The organism is Blastococcus sp. SYSU DS1024 (assembly GCF_054050795.1).
This window is the reverse complement of sequence record NZ_JBJHAA010000004.1, coordinates 1-26,015: the sequence shown is the minus strand read 5'-3', so window position 1 is coordinate 26,015 and position 26,015 is coordinate 1. Positions and strand designations below refer to the sequence as shown.

Genomic DNA, 26,015 nt, shown 5'->3' with positions numbered 1-26,015 from the left:
CGCCCCCTGAGGGTGCGACGGGTCACACGGTCGGGTCGGCGCAACACGCCCGCAACGCGGGGCCGGGACACGCGTCGCGGAGTTCACGACCCCGAAACGTGGCGCCGACGTCGCCGGAAACACGGGCCCGGCACGGTGAACGCCGCGTCGCCCTCCTCGCACGGAGGTCGCGAGCTCACCGATACGGCCGCCCGGCCGACGACCCGACACAGGAGGTTGCCGTGCTCGACACCGGCAATACCGCCTGGATCCTCACCAGTGCGTCGCTCGTGCTGCTGATGACCCCAGGCCTCGCACTGTTCTACGGCGGCATGGTCCGCGCGAAGAGCGTCCTCAACATGATGATGATGAGCTTCGGGGCCCTGGCGCTGATCAGCGTGCTCTGGGTGCTCTGGGGCTACTCGATCGCGTTCGGGGACGACATCGGCGGGGGCCTCCTCGGCAGCCCCTTCGAGTACTTCGGGCTCGACGGCCTGATGGAGGACACCGACGCCGCGCTCCCGACGATGGCCTTCGTCGGCTTCCAGTCCGTCTTCGCCATCATCACCGTCGCGCTGATCTCCGGTGCGATCGCCGACCGCGCCAAGTTCGGTGCCTGGATGGTCTTCGCCGGCATCTGGGCGACCATCGTCTACTTCCCGGTGGCGCACTGGGTCTTCGCCTTCGACGGTGACGACGTGGTCGGCGGCTGGATCGCCAACGACCTGGCCGCGATCGACTTCGCCGGCGGCACCGCGGTGCACATCAACGCCGGTGCGGCGGGCCTGGCGCTGGCGCTGGTGCTGGGCAAGCGGCGCGGCTTCGGCCGGGACGCCATGCGGCCGCACAACCTGCCGCTGGTCATGATCGGCGCCGGGCTGCTGTGGTTCGGCTGGTTCGGCTTCAACGCCGGCTCCGCGCTGGCCGCCGACAACACCGCCTCGGTGGTCTGGGTCAATACCCTCGTCGCCACGGGTGCGGCGATCCTCGGCTGGCTGCTGGTCGAGAAGATGCGGGACGGGCACTCCACGTCCCTGGGCGCCGCCTCCGGTGTGGTCGCCGGTCTGGTCGCCATCACGCCGGCGTGCTCGGCGGTCTCGCCGATCGGCGCGATCGTCATCGGCGCGATCGCCGGTGCGCTCTGCGCCCTGGCGGTGGGCCTGAAGTACAAGCTCGGCTACGACGACTCGCTCGACGTCGTCGGCGTCCACCTGGTCGGCGGCCTGTGGGGCACCATCGCCATCGGCTTCTTCGCCGACCCCGACGCCCCCGCCGGCGTGGAGAGCCTCTTCTACGGCGGCAGCGTCGACCAGCTCTGGCGGCAGGTCGTCGGGGCGGTGGCCGTCCTGGTCTTCTCCTTCGTCCTTACGCTGGTCATCGGATTCGTCATCCAGAAGACGATGGGCTTCCGCCTCACCGAGGACGACGAGGTCACCGGCATCGACACCGTCGTGCACGCCGAGTCGGGCTACGACCTCGCCTCCCTCGGCAGCAGCGGTTCCACCGCCCCAATGGCCGGCCAGGCGCGCGCCGAGGCCCGGAACACGGAAGGGATCAGGGCATGAAGCTGGTCACCGCGATCGTCAAGCCGTTCAAGCTCGACGACGTCAAGAACGCCCTCGAGCTGATCGGCATCGCCGGGCTCACCGTCAGCGAGGTCCAGGGCTTCGGCCGCCAGCGGGGTCACACCGAGGTCTACCGCGGCGCCGAGTACCAGGTGGACTTCGTGCCGAAGGTCCGCATCGAGGTGGTCGTCAGCGAGCTGGACGCCGCCCGGGTCGTGGACGCCGTCGTCGAGGCGGCCTCCACCGGCCAGATCGGCGACGGGAAGGTGTGGGTGACGACGATCGACGAGGTCGTCCGGGTCCGCACCGGGGAGCGCGGCGACGACGCCCTGTAGCTGAGGGCCCCGGCCCCCTGCAGGGGCCCGCGGCGAGCGTGCGAGCTGCGGGGAGCAGGGGGTCCTTCTTCCGTCGGCCGGGGTGGTGGGATCGCCTGCCCCCCGGCCGACGCCTTCCATCCGGGCCGTACCGAGGGAGAGCCGTGCTGGACACCGAGGCGCTGCCGGGCCTGAGCCGCGCCGAGCGCGTGGCGGCCCTGGACGGGTGGCTCGCCGGGCTGCTGGACGACGCCGTGGCCGGCACCCCGCCGCCGCACACCCGCCGCGGGGGGTCGCCGCCCCGGACCGGCACCGACGGCGTGGCGCTGGTCGCCGTCGGCAGCCTCGGCCGCCGGGAGCCCCCGCCGCACGGCGATCTGGACCTGGTCCTCGTGCACGAGGACCGGCCCGAGGTCGCCGCCCTCGCCGACGCCCTCTGGTACCCGGTATGGGACGCCGGCCTGCGGCTGGACCACTCGGTGCGCTCGGTCTCCGAGGCGGTCGCCGTCGCCTCCACCGACGTGAAGGCCGGGCTCGGGCTGCTCGACGCCCGGCTGGTGGCCGGCGACGCCGGGCTGGCCGCCCGGCTGCGGACGGCGACCCTGGCCAGCTGGCGGCAGCATGCCTCACGCCTCCTGCCGCAGCTGCGCGATCTGCGGCGTGAGCGCGGCCGCCGGCTCGGCGAGCTCGCCTTCCTGCTCGAACCCGACCTGAAGGAGGCCTACGGCGGGCTGCGCGAGGGGCAGGTGCTGCGCGCGGCGGCCGCCGCCCAGCTCGCCGACGAGCCCGCCGCGGAGGTCGAGCAGGCCTACGCGTTCCTGCTCGACGTGCGTGACGAGCTGCGCCGGCGGTCCGGACGGGCCGCCGACGTCCTCGTGCGCCAGGAGCAGCGGGCGGTGGCCGCCGCGCTCGGCCTGGCCGACGAGGACGTGCTGCTGCGCGAGGTGAGCCTGGCCGGACGGCGGCTGGCGTTCGTCGCCGACGAGACGTGGCGCCGGGTGGAGGCCGGCCTGGTCCGCCGTCCGCGGGGCCGCTATCGCCGGGTGCGGCGGGAGCCGCTGGCCGACGGCGTCGTCCGGCAGGGCGACGAGGTGGTGCTCGCCCGGGACGCCCGCCCCGCCGCCGATCCCGGGCTGCTCCTGCGGGCCGCGGCGGCCGCCGCCCGGGCCGACCTGCTCCTGTCGCCGTACACGCTCAAGGTGCTCGCGGTGCACAGCCCGCCGGTGCCGGAGCCCTGGCCGGCGGAGGTCCGGTGGTCCTTCCTCCGGCTGCTGGCCAGCGGCCGGTCCGCCGTGCCGGTGCTGGAGCAGCTGGACCAGGAGGGCCTGTTCGCCCGCCTGCTGCCGGAGTGGGACCGCATCCGGTCGCTGCCGCAGCGCCACCCCTGGCACCGCTTCACCGTCGACCGGCACCTGATCGAGGCCGCGGCCGCGGCGGCCGAGCTGACCCGTGACGTCGACCGGCCCGACCTGCTGCTGGTCGCCTCGCTGCTGCACGACATCGGCAAGGGCTGGCCGGGTGACCACAGCGAGGTGGGTGAGCCGGTCGCCGCCGCCATGGGTGCGCGGATGGGCTTCGCCGAGGCCGACGTCGCCACGCTCGGCACGCTCGTGCGCCACCACCTCCTCCTCCCGGTGACGGCGACCCGGCGCGACATCGACGACCCGGCGACGGTCGAGCGGGTGGCCGACACCATCGGCCGCGACGCCTCGGTGCTGCACCTGCTGCACGCGCTGGCGCAGGCCGACGGCGCGGCCACCAGCGCGTCGGCGTGGTCGCCGTGGAAGGCGCACCTGGTCGCGGCGCTGGTGGCCCGGGTGCAGGCGCAGCTCGGGGGCGCGCCGCTGAGCGAGCCGGAGCCGGTGCTGCACCCGGCCACGCGGGCGCAGGTGACCGTGCTCGCGCCGGGCATCCCGGGCGCGACGCGGGGCGTGACGGTCGGCATCGAGGAGGTGGCCGACGGCCAGCAGGTGACGATCGGGGCCCCGGACCGGCCGGGGCTGCTCAGCACCTGCGCCGGCGTGCTCGCGCTGAACCAGCTCGACGTGCGGGCCGCGAAGATGACCGTGGCCGACGGCTACGGCACCGGCGTGTTCGCGGTGCGCCCCCGGTTCGGGCGGGCGCCGGTGCCGGAGATCCTCGCCGACGGCGTGCGCGCAGCCCTGGAGGGCACGCTCTCGCTGCCCGAGCGGCTGCGGCAGCGGGAGGTCGACTACCACCAGGAGACCCGCTCCGCGCCACCACGGATCTCCTGGCACAACCACGAGGTCAGCGGCCGGGCGACCGGGATCGTGGAGGTGCGTGCGGGGGACCGGGCGGGGCTGCTGTACCGGCTGACCGCGGCGATCGCGGCCGAGGGGCTGGACGTCACGTCGGCCCGGATCGAGACGCTCGGCGGGGACGCGGTGGACTGCTTCTACGTGGCCGATCCCGCCGGCTCCCCGGTGGACCCGGAGCAGCGGCAACGGGTGGACGCGGCCCTGATCGCGGCCACCCGGGCCCCGGCCGCGGCGATCGGGCCCAACACGCCGTCCTGAGCTACCCGGTTCTGTCGGAGGTCCGTGCGACGGTCGAGGTGGATCGGGAAGGACCGGTCCCATCTGCCGAGAGGAGCCGATTCGTGGAGAGCCGCCACTGGCCCTGCCCGTCCTGCGCGGACGACCGTGAGTTCGTGCAGCCGCCCTGCGTGGACGGGCACACCGAGGACGGCGGCGAGTGCCCCGAGTGGGCGTGCGCCGACTGCGGCACCGCGATCGTCACCGGTCAGACGGCCGTACCGCGCATCGAGGTCGGCTCCGCCCGCGCGGCCTGAACGCCCCCGGCGCTCCCTCGATACGCTGGGAGACAGGTGGCGCGGCGAGCCCGCGCCCGTGACTGCTGAGGACGTGCTGTGTTCGAGACCCTCTCCGACCGCCTGGACAAGGTGTTCACCGGCCTGCGCGGCAAGGGCCGGCTGTCCGACGCGGACATCGACTCGACCGCGCGCGAGATCCGCATCGCGCTGCTGGAGGCCGACGTCGCGCTGCCCGCGGTGCGGGCGTTCATCGGCGCGGTCAAGGAGCGCGCCCGGGGCGCGGAGGTCTCCCAGGCGCTGAACCCGGCGCAGCAGGTCGTCAAGATCGTCAACGAGGAGCTCATCCAGATCCTCGGCGGCGAGACCCGACGCATCCGGCTGGCCAAGCAGTCGCCGACGGTGATCATGCTGGCCGGTCTGCAGGGTGCCGGTAAGACGACCCTCGCCGGCAAGCTGGGGCGCTGGCTGAAGTCGCAGGGGCACACGCCGCTGCTGGTGGCCGCCGACCTGCAGCGCCCGAACGCGGTGAACCAGCTGTCGATCGTGGCCGGTCAGGCCGGGGTCGACGTCTTCGCGCCGGAGCCGGGCAACGGGGTCGGCGACCCGGTGCAGGTGGCCCGCGACTCGATCGAGCACGCCCGCCGCACCATGCACGACGTCGTCGTCGTCGACACCGCCGGCCGGTTGGGCATCGACGCCGAGCTGATGCAGCAGGCGGCCGACATCCGCGACGCCGTGCGGCCGGACGAGACGCTGTTCGTGGTCGACGCGATGATCGGCCAGGACGCCGTCACGACCGCGCAGGCGTTCCAGGAGGGCGTCGGCTTCAGCGGCGTCGTCCTGACCAAGCTCGACGGCGACGCCCGCGGTGGTGCCGCGCTGTCGGTCCGGTACGTGACCGGCCAGCCGATCATGTTCGCCTCCACCGGCGAGAAGCTCAGCGACTTCGACGTCTTCCACCCCGAGCGGATGGCCTCGCGCATCCTCGGCATGGGCGACATGCTCACGCTGATCGAGCAGGCCGAGCGGACGTTCGACGCCGAGCAGGCCGAACGGATGGCGGGCAAGCTGGCCTCCCGCGAGGGCTTCACCCTCGAGGACTTCCTCGAGCAGATGATGGCGATCCGCAAGATGGGGCCCATCGCCAACCTGCTCGGCATGCTCCCGGGCGCGGGGCAGATGAAGGAACAGCTCAAGCAGGTCGACGACCGCGACCTCGACCGCACGGCGGCGATCATCCAGTCGATGACGCCCGAGGAGCGGGTCAACTCGAAGATCATCAACTCGTCCCGCCGGGTGCGCATCGCCAACGGCTCGGGCGTGACCGTCACCGAGGTCAACGGCCTGCTGGAGCGGTTCGCCCAGGCCCAGAAGATGATGGGCCAGATGGCCGGCAGCATGGGGCTGCCCGGTATGGGCCCGATGTCGAAGAAGGCCCGCGGACGGCAGATGCAGGCGCAGTCGAAGAAGGGCAAGGGGAAGAAGGGCAAGGGCAAGGGTGGCCCGGCCCGGCGGCCGGTGGGCGCTCCCGGTCTCCCGCCCGGCGCGGGCTTCCCCGGCGGGGCCAACCCCTTCGGCGGTGCCGGGATGCCGGGGCTGCCCCCGGGGCAGGGGCTGCCCGACCTCACCAAGCTGAACTTCGACCAGTTCAAGGACGAGCGGCCCGGCCGGTGAGCACGCTGCCGTCGCTGCACCTGTCCGGTGTGGTGCTGCCCGAGGGGGAGCACCGCGACGTCTGGGTGCGCGACGGGCGGTTCACCTTCGAGCCGGTACCGGGCGCGGAGACGGTCAGCCGCGGCGGCTGGCTGCTGCCCGGGCTGGTCGACGCGCACTGCCACGTCGGCATCGCCCGCGGCGGTGGGCACGTCGAGGACCTCGCCCACGCCCGCACCCAGGCGCTGGTCGAGCGGGACGCCGGGGTGCTGGCGCTGCGCGACTGCGGCTCGCCGGTCGACACCCGGGAGCTGGACGGCGACCCGGAGCTGCCGACGATCATCCGGGCCGGGCGGCACATCGCCCGCACCCGCCGGTACATCCCGGGCCTCGGCATCGAGATCGAGCCCGACGACCTGGTGGAGCAGACGCGGATCCAGGCCCGCCGGGGCGACGGCTGGGTGAAGCTGGTCGGCGACTGGATCGACCGGTCGGTCGGTGACCTCGCGCCCGAGTGGCCGGCCGACGTCGTCGCCGCGGCGATCGCGGCCGCGCACGAGGAGGGGGCCCGGGTCACCGCGCACACCTTCGGCACCGATGCGCTGCCGGCGCTGATCGAGGCCGGGATCGACTGCATCGAGCACGGCACCGGGCTGACCGAGGAGCTCATCGGCGAGATGGCCCGCCGCGGCACCGCCGTCGTCCCGACGCTGGTGAACGTGGAGAACTTCCCCGGGTTCGCGGCGGCGGGGGAGAAGAAGTTCCCCAGCTACGCCAGCACGATGCGGCGGCTGTACGCGAACTCCGGTGCGGTGGTGCGGGCCGCCTACGAGGCGGGCGTCCCGGTGTTCGCCGGCACCGACGCCGGCGGGGGCATCGACCACGGGGTCATCGCCGACGAGATCCGGGCGCTGTGCCAGGCCGGCATCCCGGCCGAGGCGGCACTGGCGGCGGGCTCGTGGCGGGCGCGGGAGTGGCTGGGGCTGCGCGGGATCGAGGAGGGGGCGAGCGCCGACGTCGTCGTCTACGAGACCGACCCGCGCGCCGACCTCGACTCGTTGCAGCGACCGCAACGAACCGTCCTGCGCGGCCGCGTCGTCGCCTGACGGGCGGTCGTTGCGCGCGCCCGCGCGGGCGTCAGTTGATGCAGCCGGTGTCGGCGGCGGTGCGGGCGTCCTCCTCGGCCTCGGCCACCTGCGGCGGGACGTCCGTCGCCTGGCCGATGCCGTTGAAGTCCGAGCCGAGGACCAGTTGCACGGTGCCCGGGGTGGCGTCGTCGACGGCCCGGGTGAGGGCGCCCGGGATCTCGGCCGAGAGGGTGGCGGCGAGGGCTTCGTCGCCGGCGGCGTACCTGATCTCGGTCTGCTCGTAGTCGGAGGAGTCCGCGTTCCCGGTGGAGCCCACCGAGAAGCCCTCGGCCTCCAGCTGGGTCTCCGCCTGGGCCGCCAGCCCGCTGGTCCCGGAGCCGTTGAAGACGGCGACCGCCACCTCGGCGGGGTCGACGGGCTCCGGCGGGTCGGCGCCCTCCGCCGCTGCCTCCTCGGGCTCGGCCGACAGCTGCGCGAAGAACTGGCGCAGGGTGGTCTCGTCGGCGAGCCGGACGATCGACGCGCTGCCCTCCCGGTCGATCCCGAGGTTGGGCACGGTCTGGAACTCGATGCTGCCCGTCGTGACCGACTGCATCTGCTCGGCGAGCTGCAGCAGGTTCAGGTCCTCGTCCACCGTCAGGGACTCGGCGGCGGCCTGGACCAGCTCCCGCTGCTTGCCGAGGTCGAGCAGCACGTCCTCGGAGAGCATCTTGCGCAGCACCCCGGCGATGAACACCTGCTGGCGGACGATGCGGTCGAAGTCGCCCCCGGGCAGCCCGTGGCGCTGCCGGACGAACTTCAGCGCGTCCGCGCCGCTGATCGTCTGCGGGCCGGCGGGGAAGTACGCGCCGGACCACTCGCGGTCGTCCACGGGCTCGCAGAGGTTGACCTCGACGCCGCCCACGACCGTGCTGAGCTCGAAGAAGCCGAGCAGGTCCACCTCGGCGTAGTGGTCGATCTGCAGCCCGGTCAGCCGGCTGATGGTGCGCACCAGCAGCTGGGCGCCGGCGGCCTGGCGGGCGCTCTCGCCGGCGTCGTCGTCGGCGGCGGCGTAGCCGTAGGCGTAGGCGGCGTTGAGCTTGTCCATGCCGTGGCCGGGGATCTCCACCCAGGAGTCGCGGGGGAAGGAGACGAAGGAGGCGCGCGAGCCGTCGGCGGGGACGTGCACCAGGATCATCGTGTCGGTGTTGATGCCGGAGTCGGTGCCGGCCTGCAGCTCGGCCAGCTGCTCCTCGGTGAGCGCGCTTCGGCTGTCGTTGCCGACCAGCAGCAGGTTCATCGCCTCGCCGACGTCCCCGCTGTCGTCGTTGCCGTCGGTGGGGATGGCGTCGGTCCGGTTGACCGTCGCGTCGGCGACCTGACCGAGGTACCACCCCCAGCCGGAGCCGGCCAGGAGCAGCACCGAGAGCAGCCCGGCGACGATCCGGCTGCCGACCACGAGACGGCGGCGGCCACCCCGCGCCCGGAGGCCGGCAGAGCTCGCCCCGGCGCGGGAACGCGGCGGGACGCCGGCGCGCGGGTCGAGCCGCGGGGGGAGCGGACGGCCGGCACGATCGTCCTGCTGGCGGTCTCGGCCCACTGACTTCCTCGCTCCCGGGTCGGCCCCGCGGCGGGGGTGTGTCGACGCGCCTCTGACCTGCTCGATCGTAGCCACGCCGCGCCCACCGGCGGCGCCTGCGACGCAGGCCACGGCAGCCGGGCAGGCGGGGACGGCGCTCCGTCACGACGTGCCGACCGGGCGGCGACGCTGGTTGACTCGTCGCATGGTCACGCCACTCCCGGAACCGGGCCCCCCGATCGACCCGACCGAGCCCGCGCCCGACGACCCGGGCGAGCTCCTGCCCGACACGCCCGACACGCTGCCGCCCGCGCCGGTCGAGCCCTCGCCCGAGGACCCCGGCGGCGACCCGGGCGGGGTGCCCGAACCCGCCTGACGGGTCCCACCCGGCCGTCGGCCGCGCGAAGCCGGTCCCGTGGACGCCGGCCTACCGCAGCCTGGGAGACTTCTCCCGTGCTGCTGCGGATGTCCTCCCTGTTCCTGCGGACCCTTCGGGACGACCCGGCCGACGCCGAGGTCCCGAGCCACCGCCTGCTCGTGCGCGCCGGCTACATCCGGCGGGCTGCCCCCGGCGGGTTCAGCTGGCTGCCGCTGGGCTTCCGCGTCTTCCGCAACGTCGAGCGCATCGTCCGCGAGGAGATGGAACGGATGGGCGCCCAGGAGGTGCACTTCCCCTCGCTGCTGCCCAAGGAGCCCTACGAGGCCACCGGCCGCTGGACCGAGTACGGCGACAACCTGTTCCGCCTCAAGGACCGCCGCGGCGTCGACCACCTGCTCGGCCCCACGCACGAGGAGATGTTCACCCTCCTGGTGAAGGACCTGTACTCGTCGTACAAGGACCTGCCGCTGTCGCTGTACCAGATCCAGACCAAGTTCCGGGACGAGGCACGGCCGAGGGCCGGGTTGCTGCGCGGCCGCGAGTTCACGATGAAGGACAGCTACTCCTTCGACGTCGACGACGCCGGGCTCGACAAGTCCTACGCCGCGCACCGGGACGCCTACATCCGCATCTTCGACCGCCTGGGCCTGGAGTACGCCATCGTCTCGGCGATGTCGGGCGCCATGGGCGGCTCCAAGAGCGAGGAGTTCCTGCACCCGACGGCGATCGGTGAGGACACCTTCGTCCGCTCGCCCGGCGGCTACGCGGCCAACGTCGAGGCGGTCACCACCGTCGTCCCCGACGAGATCCCGCTCGAGGGCCTGCCCGAGGCGCACGTCGAGGACACCCCCGACACCCCGACCATCGAGACGCTGGTCGCCGTCGCGCAGGAGATGTTCCCCGACGCCGGCTACACCGCCGCCTCGACGCTGAAGAACGTCGTCGTCCTGCTGGTGCACCCCGACGGCACCCGCGAGCCGCTGGTCATCGGCATCCCCGGCGACCGCGAGGTCGACCTCAAGCGGCTGGAGGCGCAGGTCGCTCCCGCCGAGGTCGAGCCCTTCGCCGACTTCGACAAGCACCCCGCCCTGGTCAAGGGCTACATCGGCCCGCAGGCGCTCGGCAGCAAGAGCGAGTCGGGGATCCGCTACCTCGTCGACCCGCGCGTGGTGACCGGCACTCGCTGGGTCACCGGCGCCAACCAGCCCGGCAAGCACGTGTTCGACCTGGTGGCCGGGCGCGACTTCACCTGGGACGGCGTCATCGAGGCCGCCGAGGTGCTCGCCGGCGACCCCGCGCCAGACGGCTCCGGGCCGCTGGAGCTCGCCCGAGGCGTGGAGATCGGCCACATCTTCCAGCTGGGCCGCAAGTACGCCGAGGCGCTGGACCTCAAGGTGCTCGACGAGAACGGCAAGCTCGTCACCGTCACCATGGGCTCCTACGGCATCGGCGTCTCCCGCGCCGTCGCCGCGATCGCCGAGTCCACCCACGACCAGCTGGGCCTGGTCTGGCCGCGCGAGGTCGCCCCGGCCGACGTGCACATCGTGGCGACCGGCAAGGACGCCGCGATCTTCGAAGCCGCCGAGGCGCTGGCCCGCGAGCTGGTGGGGCAGGGCCTCACCGTGCTCTACGACGACCGGCCCAAGGTCAGCCCCGGCGTGAAGTTCAAGGACGCCGAGCTGCTCGGCATGCCGACGATCGTCACCGTCGGCCGCGGCCTGGTCGACGGCGTCCTGGAGCTGCGTGACCGGAAGTCCGGCGAGCGCGAGGAGATCCCGGTCGACGGCGCCGCCGCCCGGGTGGTCTCCGCCGTCCGCGGCTGATCGCGGCCACGATCAGGGAACCTGATCGTTGAGCGTCCTCCCTCATGGTCTGCGGTGGGGGAGGACGCTCCACGGTGAGGGAGGACGTCGGCCGGCGGCGGCGGTCGGGGCGCTCGCCCGGCCCGACCCGGCTGCGTTCCCGCCCCCTCCGGCCGTCTGGCATCATGGTCGGTCGAACACGGCGTCGGCGGCCCTCTCACCGGTGACGTGCGTGTCCCTGGCTCCGCCCCGGCGTACCCCCACACGTCGTTCCGGCGAGCACCGAAACGCGTTCGAGGAGAACACCACACACCGTGGCAACCAAGATCAAGCTCATGCGCCTCGGCAAGATGCGCGCGCCGTACTACCGCATCGTCGTCGCCGACGCCCGCACCAAGCGCGACGGCCGCTCGATCGAGACGATCGGCAAGTACCACCCGAAGGAGGACCCGTCCTTCATCGAGGTCGACTCCGAGCGGGCGCAGTACTGGCTGGGTGTCGGCGCGCAGCCGACCGAGGCCGTCGCCGCCATCTTCCGGGTCACCGGTGACTGGCAGAAGTTCAAGGGCGAGCCGGCCCCGGCCCCGATGAAGGTCGCCGAGCCCAAGCCGGACAAGAAGGCCCTCTACGAGGCCGCCGTCCGCTCCGGCATGGACGAGCCGACCGCCGGCGCCACCACCCCGAAGAAGAAGGCCGCCCCCAAGGCCGACGCTCCCAAGGCAGACGCCGCCGAGGCCCCCGCCGCCGAGGCCCCCGCGGCCGAGGCTGCTCCGGCCGAGACGCCGGCCGAGTAAGACGTGCTCGAAGAAGCGCTCGAGCACCTGGTCAAGGGCATCGTCGACAACCCCGACGACGTCACCGTGGACCTGCTCACCAACCGCCGCGGCAAGACCCTCGAGATCCGGGTGCACCCCGACGACCTCGGCAAGGTCATCGGTCGCGGCGGGCGCACCGCCAAGGCGCTGCGCCAGGTGATGACCGGGGTCGGCGGACGGGGCCTGCGGGTCGACGTCGTCGACACCGACGGGCGCTGAGCACGAGCTCTTCGAGCGCGAGCACGTGACACAGGACGAACCCACCGACACCGTGGTGGTCGGCCGCATCGGCCGGCCCCACGGTGTCCGTGGTCTTGCCACCGTCGAGGTCCGCACCGACGACCCCGACCTCCGCTTCGCCCCCGGCGCGGTGCTGCTCACCGACCCGGCCGACCGGGGCCCGCTCACCGTCGTCGACAAGCGGTGGCACAGCGGCACCCTGCTGCTGCAGCTGGCCGATCCGGCCGGTGCGGTCTACGACGTCCGCGAGGCCGTGGACGAGCTGCGCAACACCCTCCTGCTGGTCCGGGTCGCCGACCTGCCGGAGATCGAGGAGCCCGACTCGTTCTACGACCACCAGCTGGTCGGCCTGACCGCGCGGCTGACCGACGACTCGGTGCTCGGCGAGGTCACCGCCGTCCGGCACGAGGCGCAGGACCTGCTGGTCGTGCGCCGTGTCGAGGGGGGCGAGGTGCTGATCCCGTTCGTCTCGGCGATCGTGCCCACCGTCGACGTAGCCGGCGGCTTCCTGGTGGTCGATCCGCCGGAGGGGCTGCTCGACCTGTGAGCGGACAGGGGCGTGAGCATCGCAGCGAGGAACGAGCGAGGAGCGGAGCGGCCCGCGGGAGCGAACTGGGTGCACTGAGTGACGCCTTCCGCATCGACGTCGTCACGATCTTCCCCGAGTACCTGGCGCCGCTGCGCCAGTCGCTGCTCGGCAAGGCCATCGAGCGCGGCCTGGTCACCGTCGGCGTGCACGACCTGAGGCAGTGGACCGACGACGTGCACCGCACCGTCGACGACGCCCCCTACGGTGGCGGCCCCGGCATGGTCATGAAGCCCGAGCCGTGGGGCCGCGCGCTGGACGCCGTCCGCCCGCCCGGCACCCGGCTGGTCGTCCCCACCCCCGCCGGGCGGCCCTTCACCCAGCGCATGGCCGCGGAGTGGGCCACCGAGCCGGGGCTGATCTTCGCCTGCGGCCGCTACGAGGGCATCGACCAGCGGGTCGCCGACTGGGCCGCCGACGCCGGCCCCGTCTCCGAGGTGTCGATCGGCGACTACGTGCTCGCCGGCGGGGAGTCCGCGGTGCTGGTTATGACCGAGGCCGTCACCCGGCTCATCCCCGGTGTCGTGGGCAACCGCGAGTCCGTGGAGTTCGACTCGCACGCCGACGGCCTCCTCGAGGGCCCGTCCTACACCCGGCCGGTCACCTGGCGGGGCCACGAGGTGCCCCCGGTCCTGCTGTCGGGCAACCACGCCGAGATCGACCGCTGGCGCCGGGCCGAATCGCTGCGCCGCACCGCCACCCGCCGTCCCGACCTGCTCGCCGCCCTGCCGGGCGACGCGCTCACCGACGCCGAGCGGGCGGCGCTGGCCGGTGACTGACCGGCCGGTCCTGCGCAGGACGGCGCGGGTGGTCGTCCTCGACCCGGCCGGCCGGGTGCTGCTGCTCGGCGCGCGCCTCCCCGACCCCTCCGTCCCGCCCGGCGAGGTGCTGTTCTGGTACACGCCCGGTGGGGGGGTGGAGGACGGCGAGACCCTCCGCGCGGCCGCAGCCCGGGAGCTGGCCGAGGAGATCGGGCTGCACGTCGATCCGGCCGCGCTGGAGGGACCGGTGTGGCTGCGGCGGCACGTCGGCCCGTTCGGCGACCAGGTCTACGACACCCGCGAGACCTTCTTCGTGCTGCGCGACGTCGTCCACGAGGTCGTCCCCGGGGCGCTGACCGAGCTCGAGGTGCTGGCCGACGAGCCGCACCGGTGGTGGACGACCGACGAACTGGCGGCGGGCGTGGACCTCGTGCCGGCCGAGCTGCCCGCGCTGGTGACCGAGTTGCGGGCGGGCCCGTGGACGGGGCCGCCGCGCACCGTCGGGTGACGATGTGGCACAGTAGAGAGTCGCTGCTGACCGACGGCCGGGCTGTCGGGAGCTCCGCACCGGAGCCGCAGCACCCCGGAACGGACAGCCGGGGCGTTCCGCTGTCCGAACCGAGAACGAGCCATCTGAGACTGAGGACTGCCGAGATGAACACCCTGGACGCACTCGACGCCGACTCGCTGCGCGACGACATCCCCTCGTTCCGCCCGGGTGACACCGTCAAGGTGCACGTCCGCGTCATCGAGGGCAACCGCTCCCGCATCCAGGTCTTCCAGGGCGTCGTCATCCGCCGTCAGGGCGGTGGCATCCGCGAGACCTTCACCGTGCGCAAGGTGAGCTTCGGCGTCGGCGTGGAGCGCACCTTCCCGGTGCACACCCCGGTCGTCGAGAAGATCGAGGTGCTCACCCGCGGTGACGTGCGCCGCGCCAAGCTCTACTACCTCCGCGAGCTGCGCGGCAAGGCCGCCAAGATCAAGGAGAAGCGCGAGCCCGTCGCGCGCTGACCTCCTCGCGAGGACACGCCTGCAGCCGGCCCGGCCGGCTGGATCTCCGGCGGGTCCCCCGCGCCGTACGCTTGCTCTCGATGAGCAGCGACCGGCCCGGGGGGCCCGCCGACGTCGTTCCGGGCGAACCCGACGAGCCCGCCGAGACGCCCGGCGGCGCTCCGGCCTCCGAGCAGCCCGGCCGGCGCCGGGACGAGGGCGCGAAGAAGGGGTCGCTCCTGCGGGAGCTGCCCGTCCTGCTGCTGATCGCCTTCGTGCTGGCCCTGGTGGTCAAGACCTTCTTCGTGCAGGCGTTCTTCATCCCCTCCGGGTCGATGGAGCAGACCCTGCACGGCTGCGCCGGCTGCACCGGTGACCGGGTGCTGGTCAACAAGGTGCCGTACTGGTTCGGCGAGCCCGAGCCCGGCGACATCGTCGTCTTCCGCGGTCCCGACACCTGGACGCCGGAGATCTCGGTGGAGGAGCCGGGCAACTGGTTCACCGGCGCGCTGCTGTGGGTGGGCCGCACCATCGGCGTCGCGCCACCCAGCGAGGACGACTTCGTCAAGCGGGTGATCGCCACCGAGGGTCAGACGGTGCAGTGCTGCGACCCCGAGGGCCGGATCACCGTGGACGGCGAGCCGCTCGAGGAGCCCTACATCTTCGAGGACACGCCCATCGAGAACCGGGCGTTCGGGCCGGTGACCGTGCCCGAGGGGCGGCTGTGGGTGATGGGCGACCACCGCTCGGCGTCGGCGGACTCGCGCTCGCACATGGGCGACGAGTACGCCGGCACCATCGCCGTCGACGACGTCATCGGCAAGGCGGCGCTGATCGTCTGGCCGCTGGACCGGTTCGGGCTGCTGGCCTCCCCGGACATCCAGGGCGTCGAGGCGTCGGCCGGCGCGCCTGCCGCGCCCGCCGGTGCGCCGGCCCCGGCCGGGGCGGCGGTGGTGGCGGTGCTGCCGTGGGCGGCCGGGCTGGCGGGCGCCGCGCCGAGCAGCGCCTGGCGCTGGCGTCGGCGGACCCGGAGCGCCGCACCCTCCCGGTAATGGTCGCGCCGTTACCGGCGTGACTCGCGCATGCACCCTTTCGCGCGCCGACAACGGTTGAAGAAATCGTTGGAAAAGCATTCAAGCAACCGTTTCACCCTTCCGATGCAGAGATTGCACCTACTCGGAAGTGAAACGGAGTCAGTCGTGTCCGCACCCATGGCGAGCACCGCGCGCGGTATCACCCGCGTGCTCCTCCTCGCCGACGCGCCCGTCCTGCGTCGCGGGTTGGTCAGCATGATCAACGAGACCGCCGGCATGCAGGCGGTGGGCACGCCCGGCGAGCTGCGGCGGGCCCTCACCCTCGTCGAGACCGCCCGCCCCGACGCGGTCGTGGTGGAGCTGGGCTCCGGCCGCCCGGCCACGCTGAACGCCTGCCGCGACCTGCGCCGCCGCTTCCCCCGCGTCGCGATCATCGCCCTGGCGACCTCGGAGGACCCGGCCGTGGTCAACGAGGCCCTGGCCGCCGGCATCCGCGGCTACCTGATGATCAACACGTCCCCGACGCTGCTCGGCTGGGCGGTCCTGGCTGCCCGCGCCGGCCGGGTCGTCGTCGACCCGCAGATCCGCCGGGTGGAGCCCTCGGCCGTGCCCGCGGCGAAGCCGTTCGCCCCCGAGGTGCCGCTGACCCGCCGCGAGCAGGACGTCCTGGACGAGCTGCTCCAGGGGCAGTCCAACCGGCAGATCGGCCGCAACCTCTTCATCAGCGAGGACACCGTCAAGTCCCACGTCAAGGCCATCCTGCGCAAGCTGGGTGCCCGCGACCGGGCCCACGCGGTCTCGCTGGTGCTCTCCAACCGCACACCGGGCTGCACCTGTGGAGCCCATTCGCTGCCGGCGCCCGCCCCCGAGGCGACCGCCGACCTCTGACCGATCCTCCGACGGCTCCGTGGGCCGGCTCCCGATCCCTGGGAGCCGGCCCGCGGGGCGTCCGGGGTGGGAAGGACGTCGTCGCGTCGTCGTACTGTCGTGCCGCGATGACCGCTCGTCCCACCCACCCTCGATCCGCGCCGGCGGTGCGTGCCCGGAGGACGGTCGCCGACGACCGGCCCGACGCGTTGTGGGACATGGAGCGCGCGCTGCGCCGCCGCGGCTTCGAGACCGTCGCCGGTGCCGACGAGGCCGGCCGCGGCGCCTGCGCCGGCCCGCTGGTCGCCGCGGCCTGCATCCTGCCCGCGGGACGCCGGGGCCGGGTGCCGGGGCTGGCGGACTCCAAGCTGCTCACCGCGGCCGCCCGGGAGCGCGCCTACGACGAGATCGTCGACCGGGCGGTGGCGTGGTCGGTCGTCGTCCTGCCGGTCGACGACCTCGACGCGCGCGGCATGCACGTCACCAACATCGAGGCGCTGCGCCGCGCGGTCTGCACGCTCGACCCCGGACCGGACTACGTGCTGACCGACGGCTTCCCCGTGCCCGGGCTCGCCCGCCCCGGGCTGGCGGTGTGGAAGGGCGACCGGGTGGCGGCCTGCGTCGCCGCCGCCTCGGTGCTCGCCAAGGTCACCCGCGACCGGATCATGGCCGACCTGCACGAGCGCTGGCCCGAGTACGACTTCGCCGGTCACAAGGGCTACATCACCGACGTGCACACCGCCGCGCTGGAGCGGCACGGCCCCTGCCCGGAGCACCGGATGCGGTACGTCAACGTCGCCCGGGCCCGCGACCTGCACGCCGCGCGGACCACCCACCTGACCGGCCGCACCGGCATGGTCGATGATGGGGCCATGCGCCCTGTGTCCCGAGCCCTGACGAGCACCGAGGACCGATGAGCACCGAAGACCTCGAGAAGTACGAGACCGAGATGGAGCTGCAGCTCTATCGCGAGTACCGGGACATCGTCCGGCAGTTCACCTACGTGGTGGAGACCGAGCGCCGGTTCTACCTGGCCAACTCCGTGGACCTGCAGGTGCGGGAGGCCGGGGGAGAGGTCTACTTCGAGCTCAAGCTCTCCGACGCCTGGGTGTGGGACATGTACCGCCCCGCCCGGTTCGTGCGGAACGTGCGGGTGCTGACGTTCAAGGACGTCAACGTCGAGGAGCTCGACAAGCCCGACCTCGAGCTGCCGGACGGCCCACGCCTGCCGTAGCCGTCCACACCCGGCGGCGCCGTCCACAGATCGCCGTCGTCTCCTCGCCCGCCGGCCCCGGAGCGGCACGGTCGACGGGTGCCTCCCACCACTGAACTCGGCGCCCGCGGTGAACGGATCGCCGTCGCCTACCTGACCGACGCGGGCCTGCGCGTGCTCGACCGCAACTGGCGCTGCCGCGAGGGCGAGCTCGACCTCGTCGCCCGGGAGGGCGACGCCCTGGTCTTCTGCGAGGTGAAGACCAGGGCCGGCACCGGCTACGGCCATCCCGTCGAGGCGGTGACTCCGGCCAAGCAGCGGCGGCTGCGGGTCCTGGCGCAGCGCTGGCTGGCGGCCCACGACGAGCACGCGCCGGAGGTGCGGTTCGACGTCGTGGGCGTGCTGGCGCACCGGGAGCGCCCGGCGGTCGTCACCCATCTGCGCGGGGCGTTCTCGTGACCCTCGCCCGCACGTGGTCGGTCGGGCTCGCCGGGGTCCGCGGCGCGATGGTCGAGGTCGAGGTGGACATCGCCGCCGGGCTGCCCGGCGTCGTCCTGGTCGGGCTGCCCGACGCCGTGGTCCGCCAGTCGGTCGACCGGGTGCGCGCGGCGATCGCGAACGCCGGGGGTGAGTTCCCCGCCCGCCGGGTCACCATCGGCCTGTCCCCGGCCTCGATGCCCAAGCAGGGGAGCGGGTTCGACCTGGCGCTGGCCGCCGCGGTGCTGGCCGCTGCCGGCGCGGTGCGGCGGCGGGCCGTGGACCGGCTCGTGCTCCTCGGCGAGCTGGGGCTGGACGGATCGGTGCGCGCCATCCGCGGAGTCCTGCCTGCCGTCCTGGCCGCCGCGCGGGCCGGGCACGCCCAGGTCGTCGTCCCCGCCGCGAACGCCGCCGAGGCCGCCCTGGTGGAGCGGGTCGAGGTGCTCGCCGTCGGCACGCTCACCCAGCTCGTCGCCCACCTGACGGGTGCCGAGCGGCTGGTGCCGCACATCCGGGGCGCGGTGCCTGCGCAGCCGCCGGTGCCCGACCTCGGGGACGTCGTCGGGCAGGCCGCGGGCCGCCGGGCGGTGGAGGTCGCCGCGGCGGGCGGGCACCACCTCTTCCTGTCCGGGCCGCCCGGCGCCGGCAAGACCATGCTCGCCGAGCGCCTTCCCGGGCTTCTCCCGCCGCTGGACGAGGAGGCGGCGCTCGAGGTCACCGCCATCCACTCCATCGCCGGCACCCTCCCGCCGGACGCGCCGCTGGTCACCCGGCCGACGTTCGAGGCGCCGCACCACTCGGCGACGATGGCGGCGCTCATCGGCGGCGGCTCCGGCCAGATCCGGCCCGGCGCGCTCTGCCGGGCCCATCGCGGCGTGCTCTTCCTGGACGAGGCGCCCGAGTTCCCCCGCGCGGTGCTGGACACCCTCCGCCAGCCGCTGGAGCGCGGGCACGTGACCATCCAGCGGGCCGCGGGCGCCGCCACGTTCCCGTGCCGTGCGCAGCTCGTGCTGGCCGCGAACCCGTGCCCGTGCGCCACCGCCGCCGGTGACACCGCGTGCACCTGCAGCCCGCTGGAACGGCGGCGCTACCAGTCGCGGCTGTCGGGTCCGCTGCTCGACCGGGTCGACCTGCGGGTCGAGCTCCCCCCGGTCACCCGGGCGGCCTGGCTGGACGGGCTGCCCGCCCCGGAGCCGACCGCCGTCGTCGCCCAGCGGGTGGCCCGGGCGCGTGCCACGGCGCGGGAGCGGCTGGCCGGCACCGGCCACGCCCTCAACAGCGAGGTGCCCGGCCGCCTGCTGCGCGAGCGGTTCGCGATCCCGCGTCCGGCGCTGCGGCTGGCCGAGCGGGCGCTGGAGCGCGGCGCCCTCTCCGTGCGGGGCTTCGACCGGGTGGTGCGGGTCGCCTGGACGGTCGCCGACCTCGCCGGCCGGGCCGTCCCGCACGCCGACGACGTCGCCGAGGCCCTCGGCATGCGGCTGCAGCGGGCGGCGGCGTGACCACGCTCGAGGAGGACCTGGAGGACGCCGCCGCCGCACCGTCGGTGGCCGGGGTGGTGCACCCGGGGGTCCGCCGGGCACGGGCGTGGCTGACCCGGGCGGTGGAACCGGGCACCGTCGACCTCTGGCGCTACGTCGACGACGTCGGCCCGGTCGAGGCGGTGCGGCGGCTGCGGAGCGGTGTCGCACCGGCCGGCATCCGCTCGCTCGTCGGCGCCCGCGCGGAGGAGGAGGCCAGCCTGGCCGACCTGCGCCGCGCCGAGCGGTGCGACGCCCGGCTGGTCGTACCGGAGGACGACGAGTGGCCGGCGCTCCCGCTCCACGCGCTCACGGTCGCGGTCGCGGACGAACCGCTCGACCGGAGGCACCAGACCGACCGCACGCTGGCGCTCGTCCCGCCCGTCGCGCTCTGGGTGCGCGGGCCGGCCCGGCTCGACGAGGTGACGGCCCGCTCGGTCGGCGTGGTGGGCGCCCGCGCCGCCAGCGCCTACGGCGAGCACGTGGCCGCGGAACTGGGCCACCAGCTCGGCGCGCGGGGGTGGATGGTCGTGTCGGGCGGTGCCTTCGGGATCGACGGCGCCGCCCACCGCGGAGCGCTGGCCGCGGGAGCGCCCACGGTCGCGGTGCTCTCCTGCGGCGTGGACCGCCCCTACCCGGCGGGCAACGGGGCGCTGTTCCACCGGATCGCCGAGACCGGTCTGCTGGTGAGCGAGTGGCCGCCCGGCTGCGCCCCCCTGCGGCACCGCTTCCTGGTCCGCAACCGGCTCATCGCGGCGCTGACCTGCGGAACGGTCGTCGTGGAGGCGGCCGCCCGCTCGGGTGCGCTGGCGACGGCCACGCGCGCGCGGCGGCTCGGCCGCCCGGTCATGGTGGTGCCCGGGCCGGTGACCAGCGCGCTGTCCGTCGGCTGCCACGAGCTGCTGCGGGACGCGCAGTCCCGGGCGGTCCTGGTCGCGTCGGCCGCGCAGGTCATCGAGGCGGTCGGCCGCATCGGCGACGACCTGGCGCCCCCGGTCGAGCGCCCGCCGTCCCCGCGGGACGGGCTCTCCGACCTCGCCGCCCGGGTGCTCGACGCCTGCCCGGTGCGCACCGGTGTGAGCCCGGAACGCCTGGCCCGGACGGCGGGGTGCGACGTGCTGGAGGTGCTCCGGGTGCTGCCCTCCCTGGAGCTCGCCGACCTCGTGGAGTGGACCGGTACCGGCTGGCGGCTCGCGCCACCACCCGAGCGCCCCGGCGCGGCGCCTTGACCGGCGCCGGGCGCGGACGGACCGTGGTTTCGTGGCCTCCCCCAGCACCGATGAGGTCCGCGCCGGGCTCCCGCCCGCGCTGGCCGAGGCGCTGGCCGGCTACGAGGAGCACCTGACCGGGCAGCGCGACCTGTCGGCGAACACGGTGCGCAGCTACGTCGGCGACGTCGCCCGGCTGCTGGACCACCTCGCCCGGCGCAGCGGCACCCAGCCGCACGACCTCGACCTCGCCGCCCTGCGCAGCTGGCTCGCCCAGGGGCGCACCCGCGGGCACAGCCGGTCGACCACCGCCCGGCACGCGTCGGCGGCGCGCTCGTTCACCGCCTGGCTGCGCCGCGCCGGCCTGACCCCCGAGGACGTCGGGCAGCGCCTGGTGAGCCCGAAGGCGCTCCGCACCCTGCCCGACGTGCTCGCCCCCGACCAGGCCCGGGCGCTCGTGGAGACCGCGGCGGGGGCCGACGACCCGGCGCGGCTGCGCGACGCCGTCGTCCTCGAGCTGCTCTACGCCAGCGGCATCCGGGTCAGCGAGCTCGTGGGGCTCGACGTCGACGACGTCGACCGGGGCCGCCGGCTGCTGCGGGTGCTGGGCAAGGGGCGCAAGGAGCGCAGCGTGCCCTACGGCGTGCCCGCGGAGCGGGCGCTGGACGCCTGGCTCACCCGCGGGCGGCCGGCGCTGGCCCGCCCGGACTCCGGCCCGGCGCTGCTGCTCGGTCTGCGCGGGGGCCGGCTCGACGCACGCGAGGCCCGTCGCACCGTGCACGCCGCGACGGTCGGCGTCCCGGGGGCGCCGGACATCGGCCCGCACGGGTTGCGGCACTCCGCCGCCACGCACGTGCTCGAGGGCGGCGCGGACCTGCGTTCCGTACAGGAGCTGCTCGGCCACGCTAGCCTCGCGACGACACAGATCTACACGCACGTGACGGTCGAACGGCTCCGTGCGGTCCACGCCCAGGCGCATCCCCGTGCCTGAGGCGGGCGGCCGGGTGGCGGGACCTGCGGCGGCAGTCATGACCACGCGGGACCACGGACGGTGCCCGCGCAGCACGACCGAGGAGCGCGACCGTGTCTGAGGCAACCATCCATCGCATCGACGAGTCCGGTGAGGACGCCGATGCCCTGCTGGCCGACCTGTGGGCGCGGTACGTCGAGGGCCGGGACTCCGGCCTGCGCGACCGGCTGATCCTCCACTACGCGCCGCTGGTGAAGTACGTCGCCGGCCGGGTCGGCAGCGGTCTGCCCGCGCACGTCGAGCAGGCCGACCTCATCTCCTACGGGACGTTCGGGTTGATCGACGCCATCACCCGCTACGAGCCGACCCGCGAGGTGAAGTTCGAGAGCTACGCGATGGCGCGCATCCGTGGCGCGATCATCGACGAGCTGCGCAACACCGACTGGATCCCGCGGTCGGTCCGCGTCAAGGCGCGCGCCTTCGAGCGCACCGTCGCCGAGCTGGAGAGCAAGCTGCACCGGACGCCGAGCGACGAAGAGGTCGCCGACGCCATGGACATGGACGTCGAGGACATCCGGAAGTTCCTGGGCCAGCTATCGCTGGTCAACGTGGTGGCGCTGGACGAGTTGCTCACCGACGACGACGGGGGCTCCCCGCGCCTGGGCGACACCCTCCGGGACCCGAGCGCGCTGGACCCGCAGGCGATGGCCGAGCACGGCGAGGCCCGGCAGCTCCTGGCCCGGGCCGTCGAGCAGCTGCCGGAGCGGGAGAAGGTCGTCGTCTCGCTCTACTACTTCGAGGGCCTGACGCTCGCCGACATCGGCCGGGTGCTCGGCGTGACCGAGAGCCGGATCTGCCAGCTGCACACCAAGGCGGTCCTGCACCTGCGGACCAAGCTGGCCGACATCGCCTGAGGTCGATCGCGGCGCGCCCCGGTCGCCTCAGCCGAGGGGCGGGGCGTCGTCCGGCCGTGGGCCCAGCAGCGGCTGGGTCCCCGGCGGGTTGCGGTGCCCTTCCTGCCAGGGGAGCCGGCCGGTGGAGTCCGGCCACACCAGCTGCAGCGCGTCCACGGAGCCGTGGAGCTGCTCGACCACGGTGAGCCGCTCGGTCTCCTCGACGCGGAGGAACACCACGGGCGAGTCGGCGTCGGTGAGCGCGGTCGTCGCCGCTCCGGGGGCGAAGCGCGCACCGCCGCGGACGGCCTCGCCGACCAGATTCAGGTACTTCTCCGCGGCGGGGAAGGGCAGCCCGACCACGACGACCTCGGGGTGCTGCCAGGCGGCGAGACCCACGGTGTAGGAGTAGCGCGGTTCGCCGGGGTTGCCGCCACCGTGCAGCACCGCCCAGCCGAACGTGTCGATCACCCGGCGCAGGTCGCGGAGCACCTGGTCGGGGTCCTGACCGTCCTGCACGGGCCCACCCTCGATCGGCTCGTTCGTGACGGCCGGTTCGCCCGCGCGGGACTTCGCGCCCCGCTTGCGTCCAAATCGCACTCCCCGACGGTAGCGCCGGGGCATCGGCTCGTCGGGGACCTCCGCCTCCTCGCCGTGCACGTTCCGTCACCGACCGCTGCCCGGACGTCCCTCGTGGCCGCCGTTCCGCGCCGAGAGGCAGCAGCCGGATCTGCGGAGGCCGGAGGAGCGACATCGGGTCCAGGTAGTCCTCGCCGCGGCGCAGCCCCCAGTGGAGGCAGGCGAGCGCCCGGCAGCCGGTGTGCCCGGCCGCCAGCACGCCCAGCGCGGCCCCCCGCACGACCGACTGGCCGGCGCCCACCGACGGCGTCACCGGTTCGTACGTCGTCCGCAGCCCACCGGGGTGGTCGACACTGACCACCGGCCGCCCGGCGACGGACCCGGCGAAGACGACCACCCCGTCCCCGGCAGCCAGGACGGGGGAGCCGGGCTGCCCCTCGAGGTCCACCCCGCGGTGCCCCGGCCCGTACCGGTGCGGCGGCGGCTCGAACGGGCGGCCGACCACGGGCTCGCCGGGCAGGGGAAGGCTCCAGATCGGCTCCGGCCGGGTGCCCACGACCGGCTCGGGCGCGGCCGCTGCGGGGACGACACCGGCCAGCGTCACCAGAACGAGGAGCAGGACGGCCAACGGCACGGCGTGGACGGGCACCCCGTGATGCTGGCCGTCCCGCGGGCCGGCCGAGAGCGCCCGGCATCGTCCGTGGACAACCGTCGGCGCTGTGGACGGCGGCGCACGGGCGGGGGGTCACCGCCGCGCGCTACCCGACGGCGAGGACCGTCACCAGCACGCTGGCGGGTACGGCGTACGCCGCGGCGAGGCCGGGCAGGATCGCACCCCGGCCGCCGGGCGGCGCGGGTGGGAGCGCGAGGTCGAGCCGGCCCCGCCGGACGTCCCGGTCCTCGCGTGCGCTGCGCAGCTGCATGGTCACGAACCAGCCGGCGACCAGCGCCGCGTAGCCCACCCACTGGCCGGTGACGAACACCGGCACGGTGTCGTGCACGACCGAGTTCTCCGTGACACCGCGTCCCGGCGGCGGCGCCAGCACCAGCATGGCGAGGACGAAGCCGCAGATCAGCCCGGTCAGCCACGGGGGACAGGGGCGGCCCCGCGCCAGCCGCCGCTCGCCGGCCACGGTGGCGAGGGCGACCAGTAGCGGGAGCACCGCGGCACCCAGCGCCTCGCTGGTGTCCGAGGGCATGACGTCGGCGAGCGCGCGGGCCAGCCGGTCGTCCAGGATCGAGGCGGCCACGAGGGCGGGCAGCACCCCGAGGATCGCCAGCAGGGCAGCTCGCTGCACCCGCGTCTGGGACCGGGGGCTGCGCTCCGTGCTGTCCGGGGCGACGCTCACGGGTGAACCTCCTCGTCGACCGGCGGGACGGGCCGGTTCCGGAGGGGCAGCGTGGCATGCCGGCGGCGATCCGACCGGCGGGACGAGCAGTGCCTGTGGACGAGTATGCTGTCCGGTGCGGCCCGTGCGAGCGGGTCGACTTCGCGCGTCCTCTTCCCGCCGATCGGCGGGGCAGTCGCCACCTCGGTCCCGGCCCAGCCGGGTGAGTGGCGTCGCAGGACGCCAGGGCGGTGCACCACCCGGTGCCCGCGACAACCGGAATCGCGCGACCACGGTCGCGCGCGGAAGCAGAGAGGCTGCGATATGGCAGTCGTCAGCATGAAGCAGCTGCTCGACAGCGGCGTGCACTTCGGGCACCAGACCCGTCGCTGGAACCCGAAGATGAAGCGCTTCATCTTCACCGAGCGCAACGGCATCTACATCATCGACCTGCAGCAGACGCTCGGGTACATCGACAACGCCTACGAGTTCGTCAAGCAGACGGTCGCGCACGGCGGCTCGATCCTCTTCGTCGGCACCAAGCGCCAGGCGCAGGAGGTCGTCGCCGAGCAGGCCACGCGCGTCGGCATGCCCTACGTGAACCAGCGCTGGCTGGGCGGCATGCTCACCAACTTCCAGACCGTGCACAAGCGCCTCCAGCGCCTCAAGGAGCTCGAGGACCAGGAGCAGACCGGCGTGCTGGTCAGCCTCTCCAAGAAGGAGCAGCTGGTCCTCAGCCGCGAGAAGGCCAAGCTCGAGCGCAGCCTCGGCGGTATCCGCGACATGCAGAAGGTGCCCAGCGCCATCTGGATCGTGGACACCAAGAAGGAGCACATCGCCGTCGGCGAGGCGCGCAAGCTGAACATCCCGGTCGTCGCGATCCTCGACACCAACTGCGACCCCGACGAGGTCGACTACAAGATCCCGGGCAACGACGACGCGATCCGCAGCATCACGGTGCTGACCCGGGTCATCGCCGACGCCGTCGCCGAGGGGCTCATGGCCCGGTCGGCCGCGCAGGCCAACGCCGGTCGCGAGGACGGCGGCGAGCCGGCCGTCGGCGCCGGCGAGCCGCTGGCCGACTGGGAGCGCGAGCTGCTCACCGGCGGTGGCGACGCCGCTGCCGCTGCCGCGCCGGCCGACGCCGACGCCACGGCCACCCCGCTGCCGGAGACCCCGGCGCAGCCGGCCGAGGTCACCGTCGGCGAGGTCGCCCCGGTCGAGGACGTCCCCGCCACCACCGGTGGCAAGGAGAACAACGCCGTCTGACGGTCCGGGGGGGGGGGGGGGGGGGGGGGGGGGGGGGGGGGGGGGGGGGGGGGGGGGGGGGGGGGGGGGGGGCGCCGCCCCCGCGCCCCCCCCCCCCCCGCCCCGCCCCCCCGGCGTGGGGGGCGGTGGGGTGGGG

At 74.4% G+C, this 26,015-nt stretch carries 27 protein-coding genes and 1 pseudogene; 24 read left to right on the top strand and 4 right to left on the bottom strand.

The genetic code is table 11. The features are described 5' to 3' along the window. Nucleotides 1-221 precede the first annotated feature (221 nt). From ACI79S_RS04985 to ACI79S_RS04960, 6 genes are all read left to right on the top strand, one after another. Nucleotides 222-1,544: an ammonium transporter gene (locus ACI79S_RS04985; RefSeq protein ID WP_456592336.1), complete on the top strand. Its 1,323-nt coding sequence runs from the start codon at nucleotides 222-224 to the stop codon at nucleotides 1,542-1,544. After that, nucleotides 1,541-1,879, top strand: a complete 339-nt coding sequence (locus tag ACI79S_RS04980) for a P-II family nitrogen regulator (protein ID WP_135146504.1) — start codon at nucleotides 1,541-1,543, stop codon at nucleotides 1,877-1,879. The genes ACI79S_RS04985 and ACI79S_RS04980 overlap by 4 nt, the downstream gene beginning before the upstream one ends. 143 nt (nucleotides 1,880-2,022) lie before the next feature. Beyond that, a complete protein-coding gene (locus ACI79S_RS04975; protein WP_456592335.1) occupies nucleotides 2,023-4,395 on the top strand; it encodes a [protein-PII] uridylyltransferase in 2,373 nt (790 codons plus the stop codon). Between the two features lie 83 nt (nucleotides 4,396-4,478). Further along, nucleotides 4,479-4,670 carry a hypothetical protein gene (locus tag ACI79S_RS04970; protein WP_456592334.1) on the top strand — a complete coding sequence of 64 codons (192 nt, stop codon included), beginning with the start codon at nucleotides 4,479-4,481 and terminating at the stop codon, nucleotides 4,668-4,670. A gap of 78 nt (nucleotides 4,671-4,748) precedes the next feature. Next, nucleotides 4,749-6,326 (top strand): signal recognition particle protein, encoded by a 1,578-nt coding sequence (ffh, locus tag ACI79S_RS04965; protein ID WP_456592333.1) that lies wholly within the window; start codon nucleotides 4,749-4,751, stop codon nucleotides 6,324-6,326. Continuing rightward, on the top strand, nucleotides 6,323-7,411 hold the full coding sequence (locus ACI79S_RS04960) for an amidohydrolase family protein (protein ID WP_456592332.1): 1,089 nt from the start codon (nucleotides 6,323-6,325) through the stop codon (nucleotides 7,409-7,411). Before ffh ends, ACI79S_RS04960 begins: the two co-directional genes overlap by 4 nt. A gap of 31 nt (nucleotides 7,412-7,442) precedes the next feature. Here the strand turns inward: ACI79S_RS04960 and ACI79S_RS04955 are convergent, their stop codons facing one another. After that, on the bottom strand, nucleotides 7,443-8,831 hold the full coding sequence (locus ACI79S_RS04955) for an LCP family protein (protein WP_456592331.1): 1,389 nt from the start codon (nucleotides 8,829-8,831) through the stop codon (nucleotides 7,443-7,445). Nucleotides 8,832-9,156: 325 nt separating this feature from the next. Here ACI79S_RS04955 and ACI79S_RS04950 point away from each other — a divergent pair, with 325 nt between their 5' ends. From ACI79S_RS04950 to whiG, 17 genes are all read left to right on the top strand, one after another. Beyond that, the gene (locus ACI79S_RS04950; RefSeq protein WP_456592330.1) at nucleotides 9,157-9,327 is read left to right on the top strand and encodes a hypothetical protein; all 171 of its coding nucleotides are present in this window, start codon (nucleotides 9,157-9,159) and stop codon (nucleotides 9,325-9,327) included. Nucleotides 9,328-9,404: 77 nt separating this feature from the next. Then, a complete protein-coding gene (locus tag ACI79S_RS04945) occupies nucleotides 9,405-11,153 on the top strand; it encodes a proline--tRNA ligase (RefSeq protein ID WP_456592329.1) in 1,749 nt (582 codons plus the stop codon). A 293-nt stretch (nucleotides 11,154-11,446) separates the two neighbouring features. Further along, nucleotides 11,447-11,926 carry a 30S ribosomal protein S16 gene (gene rpsP, locus ACI79S_RS04940; RefSeq protein ID WP_456592328.1) on the top strand — a complete coding sequence of 160 codons (480 nt, stop codon included), beginning with the start codon at nucleotides 11,447-11,449 and terminating at the stop codon, nucleotides 11,924-11,926. 3 nt (nucleotides 11,927-11,929) lie between these two features. Continuing rightward, nucleotides 11,930-12,166 (top strand): RNA-binding protein, encoded by a 237-nt coding sequence (locus ACI79S_RS04935; protein ID WP_113799223.1) that lies wholly within the window; start codon nucleotides 11,930-11,932, stop codon nucleotides 12,164-12,166. Nucleotides 12,167-12,191: 25 nt separating this feature from the next. Then, entirely contained in the window at nucleotides 12,192-12,734 is a 543-nt protein-coding gene (gene rimM, locus ACI79S_RS04930; RefSeq protein WP_456592327.1) for a ribosome maturation factor RimM, read from the top strand. Further along, nucleotides 12,731-13,552, top strand: coding sequence for a tRNA (guanosine(37)-N1)-methyltransferase TrmD (gene trmD, locus ACI79S_RS04925; RefSeq protein WP_456592326.1), 822 nt, complete (start codon nucleotides 12,731-12,733; stop codon nucleotides 13,550-13,552). Before rimM ends, trmD begins: the two co-directional genes overlap by 4 nt. Continuing rightward, nucleotides 13,545-14,042 (top strand): NUDIX hydrolase, encoded by a 498-nt coding sequence (locus ACI79S_RS04920; protein ID WP_456592325.1) that lies wholly within the window; start codon nucleotides 13,545-13,547, stop codon nucleotides 14,040-14,042. The genes trmD and ACI79S_RS04920 overlap by 8 nt, the downstream gene beginning before the upstream one ends. Nucleotides 14,043-14,188: 146 nt before the next feature. Further along, nucleotides 14,189-14,545 carry a 50S ribosomal protein L19 gene (gene rplS / locus ACI79S_RS04915; RefSeq protein ID WP_284492750.1) on the top strand — a complete coding sequence of 119 codons (357 nt, stop codon included), beginning with the start codon at nucleotides 14,189-14,191 and terminating at the stop codon, nucleotides 14,543-14,545. 80 nt (nucleotides 14,546-14,625) lie between these two features. Further along, on the top strand, nucleotides 14,626-15,576 hold the full coding sequence (gene lepB, locus ACI79S_RS04910) for a signal peptidase I (RefSeq protein ID WP_456592324.1): 951 nt from the start codon (nucleotides 14,626-14,628) through the stop codon (nucleotides 15,574-15,576). A gap of 147 nt (nucleotides 15,577-15,723) precedes the next feature. Next, on the top strand, nucleotides 15,724-16,446 hold the full coding sequence (locus ACI79S_RS04905) for a LuxR C-terminal-related transcriptional regulator (RefSeq protein WP_456592323.1): 723 nt from the start codon (nucleotides 15,724-15,726) through the stop codon (nucleotides 16,444-16,446). A 107-nt stretch (nucleotides 16,447-16,553) separates the two neighbouring features. Continuing rightward, the gene (locus ACI79S_RS04900; RefSeq protein WP_456592322.1) at nucleotides 16,554-17,342 is read left to right on the top strand and encodes a ribonuclease HII; all 789 of its coding nucleotides are present in this window, start codon (nucleotides 16,554-16,556) and stop codon (nucleotides 17,340-17,342) included. Continuing rightward, on the top strand, nucleotides 17,339-17,659 hold the full coding sequence (locus ACI79S_RS04895) for a DUF2469 domain-containing protein (protein ID WP_135146486.1): 321 nt from the start codon (nucleotides 17,339-17,341) through the stop codon (nucleotides 17,657-17,659). Before ACI79S_RS04900 ends, ACI79S_RS04895 begins: the two co-directional genes overlap by 4 nt. A gap of 78 nt (nucleotides 17,660-17,737) precedes the next feature. Next, entirely contained in the window at nucleotides 17,738-18,097 is a 360-nt protein-coding gene (locus tag ACI79S_RS04890; protein WP_456592321.1) for a YraN family protein, read from the top strand. Then, a complete protein-coding gene (locus tag ACI79S_RS04885) occupies nucleotides 18,094-19,614 on the top strand; it encodes a YifB family Mg chelatase-like AAA ATPase (RefSeq protein ID WP_456592320.1) in 1,521 nt (506 codons plus the stop codon). Before ACI79S_RS04890 ends, ACI79S_RS04885 begins: the two co-directional genes overlap by 4 nt. Next, entirely contained in the window at nucleotides 19,611-20,861 is a 1,251-nt protein-coding gene (gene dprA / locus ACI79S_RS04880) for a DNA-processing protein DprA (protein WP_456592319.1), read from the top strand. Before ACI79S_RS04885 ends, dprA begins: the two co-directional genes overlap by 4 nt. 31 nt (nucleotides 20,862-20,892) lie before the next feature. Then, nucleotides 20,893-21,831, top strand: coding sequence for a tyrosine recombinase XerC (locus ACI79S_RS04875; RefSeq protein WP_456592318.1), 939 nt, complete (start codon nucleotides 20,893-20,895; stop codon nucleotides 21,829-21,831). Nucleotides 21,832-21,923: 92 nt separating this feature from the next. Next, nucleotides 21,924-22,724, top strand: a complete 801-nt coding sequence (gene whiG / locus ACI79S_RS04870; RefSeq protein WP_456592317.1) for an RNA polymerase sigma factor WhiG — start codon at nucleotides 21,924-21,926, stop codon at nucleotides 22,722-22,724. A 27-nt stretch (nucleotides 22,725-22,751) separates the two neighbouring features. Here whiG and ACI79S_RS04865 read toward each other — a convergent pair whose 3' ends face one another. The 3 genes and pseudogenes from ACI79S_RS04865 to ACI79S_RS04855 form a co-directional block, all read right to left on the bottom strand. Continuing rightward, the gene (locus ACI79S_RS04865; RefSeq protein WP_456592316.1) at nucleotides 22,752-23,222 is read right to left on the bottom strand and encodes a DUF4262 domain-containing protein; all 471 of its coding nucleotides are present in this window, start codon (nucleotides 23,220-23,222) and stop codon (nucleotides 22,752-22,754) included. Between the two features lie 247 nt (nucleotides 23,223-23,469). Beyond that, a pseudogene (locus tag ACI79S_RS04860) lies at nucleotides 23,470-23,730 on the bottom strand (peptidoglycan DD-metalloendopeptidase family protein); the annotation flags it as partial. Between the two features lie 310 nt (nucleotides 23,731-24,040). Further along, a complete protein-coding gene (locus tag ACI79S_RS04855; protein WP_456592315.1) occupies nucleotides 24,041-24,631 on the bottom strand; it encodes a hypothetical protein in 591 nt (196 codons plus the stop codon). 303 nt (nucleotides 24,632-24,934) lie between these two features. Here ACI79S_RS04855 and rpsB point away from each other — a divergent pair, with 303 nt between their 5' ends. Then, nucleotides 24,935-25,879: a 30S ribosomal protein S2 gene (gene rpsB / locus ACI79S_RS04850; protein ID WP_456592314.1), complete on the top strand. Its 945-nt coding sequence runs from the start codon at nucleotides 24,935-24,937 to the stop codon at nucleotides 25,877-25,879. Nucleotides 25,880-26,015: the final 136 nt, after the last annotated feature.

Bases quoted from the DNA above. Each gene is read 5' to 3' on its own strand.
- ACI79S_RS04895 (WP_135146486.1), top strand. From the start codon at position 17,339: ATGAGCACCGAAGACCTCGAGAAGTACGAGACCGAGATGGAGCTGCAG.
- ACI79S_RS04980 (WP_135146504.1), top strand. From the start codon at position 1,541: ATGAAGCTGGTCACCGCGATCGTCAAGCCGTTCAAGCTCGACGACGTC.
- ACI79S_RS04950 (WP_456592330.1), top strand. From the start codon at position 9,157: ATGGTCACGCCACTCCCGGAACCGGGCCCCCCGATCGACCCGACCGAG.
- lepB (WP_456592324.1), top strand. From the start codon at position 14,626: ATGAGCAGCGACCGGCCCGGGGGGCCCGCCGACGTCGTTCCGGGCGAA.
- ACI79S_RS04900 (WP_456592322.1), top strand. From the start codon at position 16,554: ATGACCGCTCGTCCCACCCACCCTCGATCCGCGCCGGCGGTGCGTGCC.
- rplS (WP_284492750.1), top strand. From the start codon at position 14,189: ATGAACACCCTGGACGCACTCGACGCCGACTCGCTGCGCGACGACATC.
- rpsB (WP_456592314.1), top strand. From the start codon at position 24,935: ATGGCAGTCGTCAGCATGAAGCAGCTGCTCGACAGCGGCGTGCACTTC.